General features: G+C 58.5%; 8 protein-coding genes and 1 pseudogene. 2 read left to right on the top strand and 7 right to left on the bottom strand.

The features are described 5' to 3' along the window. The 7 genes and pseudogenes from DBR24_RS33405 to rpsB form a co-directional block, all read right to left on the bottom strand. Positions 1-388 (bottom strand): annotated as a pseudogene (locus DBR24_RS33405) (1-deoxy-D-xylulose-5-phosphate reductoisomerase); the annotation flags it as partial. Next, a complete protein-coding gene (locus DBR24_RS23320; protein WP_128615927.1) occupies positions 385-1,191 on the bottom strand; it encodes a phosphatidate cytidylyltransferase in 807 nt (268 codons plus the stop codon). The pseudogene DBR24_RS33405 and the gene DBR24_RS23320, both read right to left, overlap by 4 nt. Further along, the gene (gene uppS / locus DBR24_RS23315) at positions 1,191-1,946 is read right to left on the bottom strand and encodes a polyprenyl diphosphate synthase (protein ID WP_064120741.1); all 756 of its coding nucleotides are present in this window, start codon (positions 1,944-1,946) and stop codon (positions 1,191-1,193) included. Before uppS ends, DBR24_RS23320 begins: the two co-directional genes overlap by 1 nt. Before the next feature lie 13 nt (positions 1,947-1,959). After that, a complete protein-coding gene (gene frr, locus DBR24_RS23310; protein WP_123465080.1) occupies positions 1,960-2,517 on the bottom strand; it encodes a ribosome recycling factor in 558 nt (185 codons plus the stop codon). Beyond that, complete coding sequence (pyrH, locus tag DBR24_RS23305; RefSeq protein ID WP_011332683.1) at positions 2,514-3,257, bottom strand: UMP kinase; 744 nt, start codon at positions 3,255-3,257, stop codon at positions 2,514-2,516. Before pyrH ends, frr begins: the two co-directional genes overlap by 4 nt. Before the next feature lie 210 nt (positions 3,258-3,467). After that, positions 3,468-4,331, bottom strand: a complete 864-nt coding sequence (tsf, locus tag DBR24_RS23300; protein ID WP_025110889.1) for a translation elongation factor Ts — start codon at positions 4,329-4,331, stop codon at positions 3,468-3,470. 190 nt (positions 4,332-4,521) lie between these two features. Continuing rightward, positions 4,522-5,259: a 30S ribosomal protein S2 gene (gene rpsB, locus DBR24_RS23295; RefSeq protein ID WP_003222119.1), complete on the bottom strand. Its 738-nt coding sequence runs from the start codon at positions 5,257-5,259 to the stop codon at positions 4,522-4,524. 373 nt (positions 5,260-5,632) lie between these two features. On the opposite strand from rpsB, the gene map reads away from it, so the two are divergent. Both map and DBR24_RS23285 read left to right on the top strand, forming a co-directional pair. Further along, on the top strand, positions 5,633-6,415 hold the full coding sequence (map, locus tag DBR24_RS23290) for a type I methionyl aminopeptidase (RefSeq protein ID WP_007964271.1): 783 nt from the start codon (positions 5,633-5,635) through the stop codon (positions 6,413-6,415). 41 nt (positions 6,416-6,456) lie between these two features. Further along, positions 6,457-9,159, top strand: coding sequence for a [protein-PII] uridylyltransferase (locus DBR24_RS23285; RefSeq protein WP_128615926.1), 2,703 nt, complete (start codon positions 6,457-6,459; stop codon positions 9,157-9,159). Position 9,160: the final 1 nt, after the last annotated feature.

Raw genomic sequence — 9,160 nt, 5'->3', positions numbered from 1 at the left:
CCTCTTTGTTGGCCAGAAGGATTTTCTTGCCGGCCTCGACCGCCGCCAGCGTCGGGCGCAACCCCGCCGCACCGACAATCGCCGCCATGACCGCATCGACTTCAGGAGCTGCAGCCACCTGACACAAGCCCTCCTCCCCGACCAACACACGGGTCGGCAGACCGGCCGCACGCAAATCGTCCTGCAGACCGCGCGCGGCAGCGACTTCCGGCACCACGGCGAACTGCGGCACATGGCGCACACACAGGGCGAACAGCTCACTCAGGCGAGTGAAGCCGCTCAGTGCGAACACCTGATAGCGCTCAGGGTGACGAGCAATGACATCGAGGGTGCTCAGACCGATCGAGCCGGTCGCCCCAAGGACGGTAATCTGCTGTGGGCGACTCACGGTGCAGCCATCCACAACAGCACGGCAAATACCGGAATCGCCGCCGTGAGGCTGTCGATACGATCAAGCACGCCACCATGCCCCGGAAGCAGATTACTGCTGTCCTTGATGCCGGATGAGCGTTTGAACATGCTTTCGGTGAGATCACCGACAACGGAAATGAACACGATCAGCGCAGCGCCGATCAGGCCTTTAAGCAGCTCGGCAACCGTCCAGTCGCGTACCAGACCGACAATGGCGGTAATCACCAGACTCAGCGCCAGACCGCCATAGACACCTTCCCAGCTCTTGCCCGGACTGACCTGCGGTGCAAGCTTGCGCTTGCCGAAAGCTCGACCGGAGAAGTAAGCGCCAATATCTGCGCCCCAGACCAGCACCATCACCGCCATGATCAACCAGTTGCCCAATGGGTACTGCTTGATCTGCACCAGGCCTTGCCAGGCCGGCAACAGAATCAACAGACCGATCACCAGCCTGGTGGCCGCACTCGACCAGTGCTCGCTCGACTGCGGATAGGTCAGTACCAGCCAGGTCGCCACCGCCCACCACAGCACTGCCGCGCCCAGCACCCACGGCGCGAGGCCGGGCAAGATGTACATGACGAACAGCATCAGCGCGACCGCGGCGGCATAACCGACACGGAACGTCTGGCCATTGAAACCGGCAAGCCGCGCCCACTCCCACGCGCCCAGACTGACCACCAGCCCGATGAACAGCGCAAAGCCGGAACCTTCGAGCAGGAAAAAACCGCACAAGGCGATCGGCAACAGGATCAGCGCAGTGATGATTCGTTGTTTAAGCATTAAACCCGGGCTCCAGCTTCAATCTGCTCACTCGTTTTACCGAAGCGACGCTGACGCGAAGCGAAATCGGCCAGCGCATTGCGCATGGCATCGTGTTTGAAGTCCGGCCAGAACAGGTCGGAGAAGTACAGCTCGGCGTAGGCCAGCTGCCACAGCAGGAAATTGCTGATGCGGTGCTCACCACCCGTGCGAATGCACAGATCCGGCAACGGCAGATCGCCGGTGGCCAGACAGGTCTGCAGCAGATCCGGCGTGATGTCCTCCGGACGCAGGTGTCCGGCCTGGACTTCCCTTGCCAGACGCTGCGCAGCTTGTGCGATATCCCACTGACCGCCGTAGTTGGCTGCGATCTGCAGAATGAAGCGGTTGGCACCGGCGGTCATGGCTTCGGCCTCGCGCATCGCCGCCTGAAGCTCAGGGTGAAAGCGCGAACGATCGCCAATGATCCGCAAGCTGATGTTGTTGTCGTTGAGGCGCTTGGCCTCACGACGCAACGCCTTGAAGAACAGATCCATCAAGGCGCTGACCTCATCGGCCGGGCGCTGCCAGTTCTCACTGGAAAACGCGAACAGGGTGAGCACTTCGACCTTGGCCTCAGCGCACACCTCGATCACTGCCCGCACAGCATCCACGCCCGCTTTATGCCCGGCGACACCCGGCATAAAGCGTTTTTTCGCCCAGCGATTGTTGCCATCCATGATGATCGCGACATGGCGCGGCACCGCGGACGGCGCAGTCTGCTTGGTCTTGTCCATTAAAACTCGACCCTTATACGGCCATCAGGTCTTTTTCTTTCTCAGCCAGTTTCGCGTCGATCTCGGCCACGTACTTCTTGGTCAGATCGTCGATTTCGCCAGTGGCGCGACGCTCTTCGTCTTCGCTGATTTCCTTTTCCTTGACCAGATCCTTCAGCGAGCTGTTGGCATCGCGACGGATGTTGCGCACGGCAACACGGGCGTCTTCGGCCACATCACGCGCCTGCTTGGTGAAACCACGACGGGTTTCTTCGGTCAGGGCCGGCATGCTGATCAGCAGCAATTCACCCAGGTTGGTCGGGTTCAGGTTCAGACCTGCACTGCCGATCGCCTTGTCGACAGCACCGAGCATGTTGCGCTCGAACGCAACCACTTGCAGGGTACGGGCGTCTTTGACGGTGATGTTGGCGACTTGCTTGATGGGGGTGTCCGCGCCGTAGTACGGCACCATCACGCCTTCCAGAATGCTTGGGTGCGCCTGGCCGGTACGGATACGGCCGAAGTTGTGAGCCAGAGACTCAACGGACTTCGTCATGCGCTCTTTGGCGTCTTTCTTGATTTCGTTGATCATTGTTGAACTTCCTCGATCAGGGTTCCTTCAGCGCCGCCGTGTACGATGTTCAGCAGGGCGCCGGGCTTGTTCATGTTGAATACGCGCAGCGGCATCTTGTGATCGCGGCACAGGCAAATAGCTGTCAGATCCATTACACCCAGCTTGCGATCCAGTACTTCATCATAAGTCAGATGATCGAACTTCTCGGCATGCGGGTCCTTGAATGGGTCAGCGGTGTAAACGCCATCGACCTTGGTTGCCTTGAGCACGACATCGGCGTCGATTTCAATGGCGCGCAGGCAGGCTGCCGAATCCGTTGTGAAGAACGGGTTGCCGGTACCGGCCGCGAAAATCACCACGTCCTTGGAGTTCAAGTGGCGCATGGCTTTGCGACGATCATAGTGATCGGTTACGCCCACCATGGAAATGGCCGACATCACGATGGCCGAGATATTGGCACGTTCCAGCGCGTCGCGCATGGCCAGGGCATTCATCACAGTGGCCAGCATGCCCATGTGGTCGCCTGTCACCCGATCCATGCCAGCCTTGCTCAAGGCTTCGCCACGGAACAGGTTGCCACCGCCGATCACCAGACCGACCTGAACGCCGATACCGACCAGTTGGCCGACTTCCAGCGCCATGCGATCCAGAACCTTCGGATCGATCCCGAACTCTTCCGAGCCCATCAGGGCCTCGCCGCTAAGCTTGAGTAGAATGCGTTTATAGCGAGCCTGATAACCACTGCCCTGCTGAGCCATTGCGAATCTCTCCTGCGGCGTATTTAAAAATTCTTTGCGAGCTGTTTACAGCTGGCGTTCACTCTAGCTTGGCGCTGCTTCAGCGCCATCGGAACATGGCTTTGTAAGTCAGTTCCAAGTGGAAACCAATTAAAAATTGGTAACCCCATCTGAAAAGAGGCTGCGCGCGTGAGCGGGCAGCCTCTTTCGGGCGACAGTTGAAAAACCGTCTTATTGCTTGGCGGCAGCCAGCTGGGCAGCAACTTCTTCAGCGAAGTTGTCGACCGGCTTCTCGATGCCTTCGCCTACTTTGAAGTAGGTGAAGGAAACGATTTCTGCGCCGCCTTTCTTGGCCAGCTCGCCAACCTTGATTTCAGGGTTCTTGACGAACGCCTGCTCAACCAGGCTCGCTTCTGCCAGGAACTTGCTGATACGGCCTTTGACCATGTTCTCAACAATGTTTTCTGGCTTGCCTTTGATCTTCTCTTCGTTCAGCTGCAGGAACACAGCTTTTTCACGCTCGATCGCTTCAGCCGAAACTTGCGAAGGCAGCAGGAACTCAGGGTTACTGGCAGCTACGTGCATCGCGATGTCTTTGGCCAGCTCGACGTCACCGCCTTTCAGAGCCACGACAACACCGATCTTGTTGCCGTGCAGGTACGAACCTACAACGTCACCTTCGATACGGGTCAGACGACGGATGTTGACGTTCTCGCCTACTTTGGCAACCAGTGCTTCGCGAGCGGCTTCTTGAGCAGCGATCAGCGGAGCAGCGTCGGTCAGCTTGTCAGCGAAGGCTTTTTCAACGCTGGCAGCAACAAAGTTTTTGAAGTCATCTTGCAGGGCCAGGAAGTCGGTCTGCGAGTTCACTTCCAGGATAACGGCAGCTTTACCGTCGTCCTTGATTGCGATTGCGCCTTCAGCGGCAACGTTGCCAGCCTTTTTCGCAGCCTTGATCGCGCCCGAAGCACGCATGTCATCAATGGCTTTTTCGATGTCGCCGTCAGCCTTTTCCAGGGCTTTCTTGCAGTCCATCATGCCTTCGCCGGTACGCTCGCGCAGTTCTTTAACCAACGCTGCAGTAATTGCTGCCATTTTCAAATTCCTCTTGGATAGGTTTTCAACCATTCCACCCGATCGAACGGGCGTTCAATTCTTCCCGAACCAGCTTGTAGCCGCTGCACGTTACAGATGCTGTAGCTGCGCCGCCGACAAATGGTTTTCGAGGTGGCAAAAAGGGGGCCAAGCCCCCTTTTTGCTTACTGAGTCAACGCCAAAGCGTCAATTACTCAGCTGCAGCCTGAGTTTCTTCAGCTGCGAATTCTACAGTGCCGCCAGCAACGTTGTTGCGACCACGGATAACAGCGTCAGCCATCGAACCCATGTACAGCTGGATAGCGCGGATGGCGTCATCGTTACCTGGGATGATGTAGTCAACGCCTTCCGGGCTGCTGTTGGTATCGACAACGCCGATGACCGGGATGCCCAGCTTGTTGGCTTCGGTGATCGCGATGCGCTCGTGGTCAACGTCGATCACGAACAGTGCGTCAGGCAGACCGCCCATGTCCTTGATGCCGCCCAGGGAGCGATCCAGCTTTTCCAGGTCACGGGAGCGCATCAGCGCTTCTTTCTTGGTCAGCTTGGCGAAAGTACCGTCTTCGGCTTGAACTTCAAGGTCACGCAGACGCTTGATGGAAGCACGAATGGTTTTGAAGTTGGTCAGCATGCCGCCCAACCAGCGGTGATCGACGTACGGCGAACCGCAACGTGCTGCTTCTTCAGCAACGATCTTGCCAGCGGAACGCTTGGTGCCGACGAACAGAATCTTGTTTTTGCCCTGGGCCAGACGCTCTACGAAAGTCAGAGCTTCGTTGAACATTGGCAGGGTTTTTTCAAGGTTGATGATGTGAATCTTGTTACGCGCGCCGAAAATGTACTTACCCATTTTCGGATTCCAGTAACGGGTTTGGTGACCGAAGTGCACACCGGCCTTCAGCATATCGCGCATGTTGACTTGGGACATGATAGTTCCTTAATAAGTCGGGTTTGGCCTCCACGTATCCCAATGACCAACCAGTGGCATAAAGCCAAAAGCACCCAGGTCATCGTGTCGACACGTGTGTGGATTTAAGCTTTTCGGGGTATCCCCGGAAAGCGGCGCATTTTATACCACAGGGTGCGCAGAAACGGAACCCGGAATCTGTAATCGCACCCGAGACATGGACGCAGCCCCCTTGGAATCGCCTTCAAGCGCACCATTGTATAGAGAGACACGATGCACGCAGGCGCGGATTTGCTCCTTTCGTCTGTTAGAATCGGGTTTTTCAGGGTCGCAAAACGCACATGTGCCACCCAATACGTATCAACAAGCGCCGCCGAGCGCAGAGAGAGCCTGTATGACCGTCAACCTCAAAACCCCCGAGGACATCGCTGGCATGCGTGTCGCCGGCAAACTGGCCGCCGATGTGCTGGAAATGATTGCCGAACACGTCAAACCGGGCGTTACCACCGATCAACTGAACCAGATCTGCCACGACTACATCGTCAATGTGCAGCAGGCCATCCCCGCCCCGCTCAACTACAAGGGTTACCCGAAGTCGATCTGCACTTCGATCAACCATGTGGTCTGCCATGGTATTCCGAACGACAAGCCGCTGAAAAACGGCGACACCCTGAACATCGACGTGACCGTGATCAAGGACGGCTACCACGGTGACACCAGCCGCATGTTCCACGTCGGCGAAGTACCGGTCTGGGCCGAGCGCCTGTCGCAAGTCACTCAGGAATGCATGTACAAGGCCATCGAGATCGTCAAACCTGGCTGCCGCCTCGGCGATATCGGCGAAATCATCCAGAAGCACGCGGAAAAGAATGGCTTCTCGGTGGTTCGCGAATTCTGCGGCCACGGCATCGGCAAGGTGTTCCACGAAGAACCGCAGATCCTGCACTACGGTCGCGCCGGCACCGGCATGGAACTGAAGGCCGGCATGACCTTCACCATCGAACCGATGATCAACCAGGGCAAGGCCGACACCAAGGTGCTGGGTGACGGCTGGACCGCGATCACCAAGGACCGCAAACTTTCGGCGCAGTGGGAACACACCTTGCTGGTCACTGACACCGGCTACGAGATCTTCACCCTGCGCGCCGACGACACCATCCCGCGCGTATCGGCCTGATCCGCAACGCTCCCAGCCTTATATAGAAGGAAAGCCAACCGATGCCGCAGGTGGATCCCGAACTCTTCGACCGCGGCCAGTTCCAGGCAGAACTGGCTCTGAAATCGAGTCCTATTGCGGCGTTCAAAAAGGCGATCCGCCAGGCTCGCGAAGTGCTCGACGCGCGTTTTCGCAGTGGCCGCGATATCCGCAGGCTGATCGAAGACCGCGCCTGGTTCGTCGACAATATCCTGCAAAAGGCCTGGGAGCAGTTCAACTGGAGCGAGGACGCCGACATCGCGCTGGTTGCGGTCGGCGGTTATGGCCGGGGGGAGTTGCATCCCTATTCCGACATCGACTTGCTGATCCTGCTGGACAGCGCCGATCACGAAGTTTTCCGTGATTCCATTGAGCGCTTTCTGACCTTGCTGTGGGACATCGGCCTGGAAGTAGGTCAGAGCGTTCGCTCGGTCGACGAGTGCGCCGAAGAGGCCCGTGCCGACCTGACGGTGGTCACCAACCTCATGGAAAGCCGCACCATCTGCGGCCCCGAGCATCTGCGCCAGCGCATGCTCGACGTCACCAGCACTGCGCACATGTGGCCGGCCAAGGAGTTCTTCCTGGCCAAGCGCGCCGAACAGAAGGCCCGTCACCACAAATACAACGACACCGAGTACAACCTGGAACCCAACGTCAAAGGCTCGCCGGGCGGCCTGCGGGATATCCAGACGATTCTGTGGGTGGCCCGTCGTCAATACGGCACCCTCAACCTGCGCGCCCTGGCCGGCGAAGGCTTTCTGGTCGAGAGTGAAAACGCACTGCTGGCCTCCTCCCAGGAATTTCTCTGGAAGGTGCGCTACGCCCTGCACATGCTCGCCGGTCGCGCCGAAGACCGCCTGCTGTTCGATCATCAGCGCACCATCGCCGGTTTGCTGGGGTTTGAAGGTGACGACGCCAAGCAGGCCGTCGAAAACTTCATGCAACAGTATTTCCGCGTCGTGATGAGCATCGCTCAACTCAGCGACCTGATCATCCAGCATTTCGAGGAAGTCATCCTCGCCCCCGAAGATGAAGCACCGCCGCAGCCAATCAATTCGCGCTTCCAACTGCATGACGGCTATATCGAAGCACGCAACGACAACGTGTTCCGCCGCACGCCGTTCGCCATGCTCGAGATTTTCGTGCTGATGGCCCAGCAGCCGGAAATCAAAGGCGTACGGGCAGACACCATTCGTCTGCTGCGGGAGAACCGTCACCTGATCGACGACAATTTCCGCAACGACATCCGCAATACCAGCCTGTTCATCGAGCTGTTCAAGTGCAAGATCGGCATCCACCGCAATCTGCGGCGGATGAATCGCTACGGCATTCTCGGGCGTTACCTGCCGGAGTTCGGCTTTATCGTCGGGCAGATGCAGCACGACCTGTTCCACATCTACACGGTTGATGCGCACACCCTGAACCTGATCAAACATCTGCGTAAGTTGCAGTACACCCAGGTGTCGGAAAAATTCCCGCTGGCCGCCAAGCTCATGGCCAAGCTGCCCAAGCCCGAACTCATTTACATGGCGGGGCTGTACCACGACATCGGCAAGGGCCGGCATGGTGATCACTCGGAAATCGGCGCGGTCGATGCCGAAGCGTTCTGCCAGCGCCATCAATTGCCGGTGTGGGACAGCCGCCTGATCGTCTGGCTGGTGCAAAACCATCTGGTGATGTCGACCACTGCCCAGCGCAAGGATTTGTCCGACCCGCAGGTGATCCACGATTTCGCTCAGGCCGTCGGCGACGAAACCCGCCTCGACTACCTGTACGTGCTGACCGTGGCCGACATCAACGCGACCAACCCGACCCTGTGGAATTCATGGCGCGCCAGCCTGTTGCGCCAGCTCTACACCGAGACCAAGCGCGCCTTGCGTCGCGGCCTGGAGAACCCGGTGGATCGTGAAGAACAGATCCGCCAGACCCAAAGCGCTGCGCTGGATATTCTGGTGCGCGGCGGCACCGATCCGGACGACGTCGAGCAATTGTGGGCGCAGTTGGGCGATGACTATTTCCTGCGGCACACCGCCGGCGACGTGGCCTGGCACAGCGATGCGATCCTGCAGCAGCCGGCCGATGGCGGGCCGCTGGTACTGATCAAGGAAACCACCCAGCGCGAATTCGAGGGCGGTACGCAGATCTTCATTTATGCCCCGGACCAACACGATTTCTTCGCCGTGACCGTGGCGGCAATGGACCAGCTCAACCTGAACATTCACGACGCCCGGGTCATCACGTCCAGCAGCCAGTTCACCCTCGATACCTACATTGTGCTCGACAACGACGGGGAATCCATCGGTGACAACCCGGCGCGGATCAAGCAGATACGCGAAGGCCTCACCGAAGCCCTGCGCAATCCGGACGACTACCCGACGATCATTCAGCGCCGGGTCCCGCGCCAGCTCAAGCACTTCGCCTTTGCACCGCAGGTGACGATCCATAACGACGCCCAGCGTCCGGTGACCGTGCTGGAACTGACCGCGCCTGACCGGCCAGGTTTGCTGGCACGCATCGGCGGGATTTTCCTCGAGTTCGACCTGTCGCTGCAGAACGCCAAGATTGCGACCCTGGGCGAGCGGGTGGAAGACGTGTTCTTCATCACCGACGCGCACAACCAGCCGCTGTCCGATCCGCTGCTGTGCAGCCGTTTGCAGGATGCGATCGTTGAGCAACTGAGCGTCAATCAGGAACCCGATATCAAATTGTCGCGCATCAGTATCTGAT

The organism is Pseudomonas sp. HMWF006, from assembly GCF_003061205.1.
Taxonomy (GTDB): domain Bacteria; phylum Pseudomonadota; class Gammaproteobacteria; order Pseudomonadales; family Pseudomonadaceae; genus Aquipseudomonas; species Aquipseudomonas monsensis.
Note: the sequence above shows the minus strand (reverse complement) of the source record. Positions and strands in the feature narration are given on the sequence as shown.

Excerpts from the sequence above, each read along its gene's own strand:
- DBR24_RS23320 (WP_128615927.1), bottom strand. The coding sequence starts at position 1,191 with ATGCTTAAACAACGAATCATCACTGCGCTGATCCTGTTGCCGATCGCC.
- pyrH (WP_011332683.1), bottom strand. The coding sequence starts at position 3,257 with ATGGCTCAGCAGGGCAGTGGTTATCAGGCTCGCTATAAACGCATTCTA.
- map (WP_007964271.1), top strand. The coding sequence starts at position 5,633 with ATGACCGTCAACCTCAAAACCCCCGAGGACATCGCTGGCATGCGTGTC.
- frr (WP_123465080.1), bottom strand. The coding sequence starts at position 2,517 with ATGATCAACGAAATCAAGAAAGACGCCAAAGAGCGCATGACGAAGTCC.
- uppS (WP_064120741.1), bottom strand. The coding sequence starts at position 1,946 with ATGGACAAGACCAAGCAGACTGCGCCGTCCGCGGTGCCGCGCCATGTC.
- tsf (WP_025110889.1), bottom strand. The coding sequence starts at position 4,331 with ATGGCAGCAATTACTGCAGCGTTGGTTAAAGAACTGCGCGAGCGTACC.
- rpsB (WP_003222119.1), bottom strand. The coding sequence starts at position 5,259 with ATGTCCCAAGTCAACATGCGCGATATGCTGAAGGCCGGTGTGCACTTC.
- DBR24_RS23285 (WP_128615926.1), top strand. The coding sequence starts at position 6,457 with ATGCCGCAGGTGGATCCCGAACTCTTCGACCGCGGCCAGTTCCAGGCA.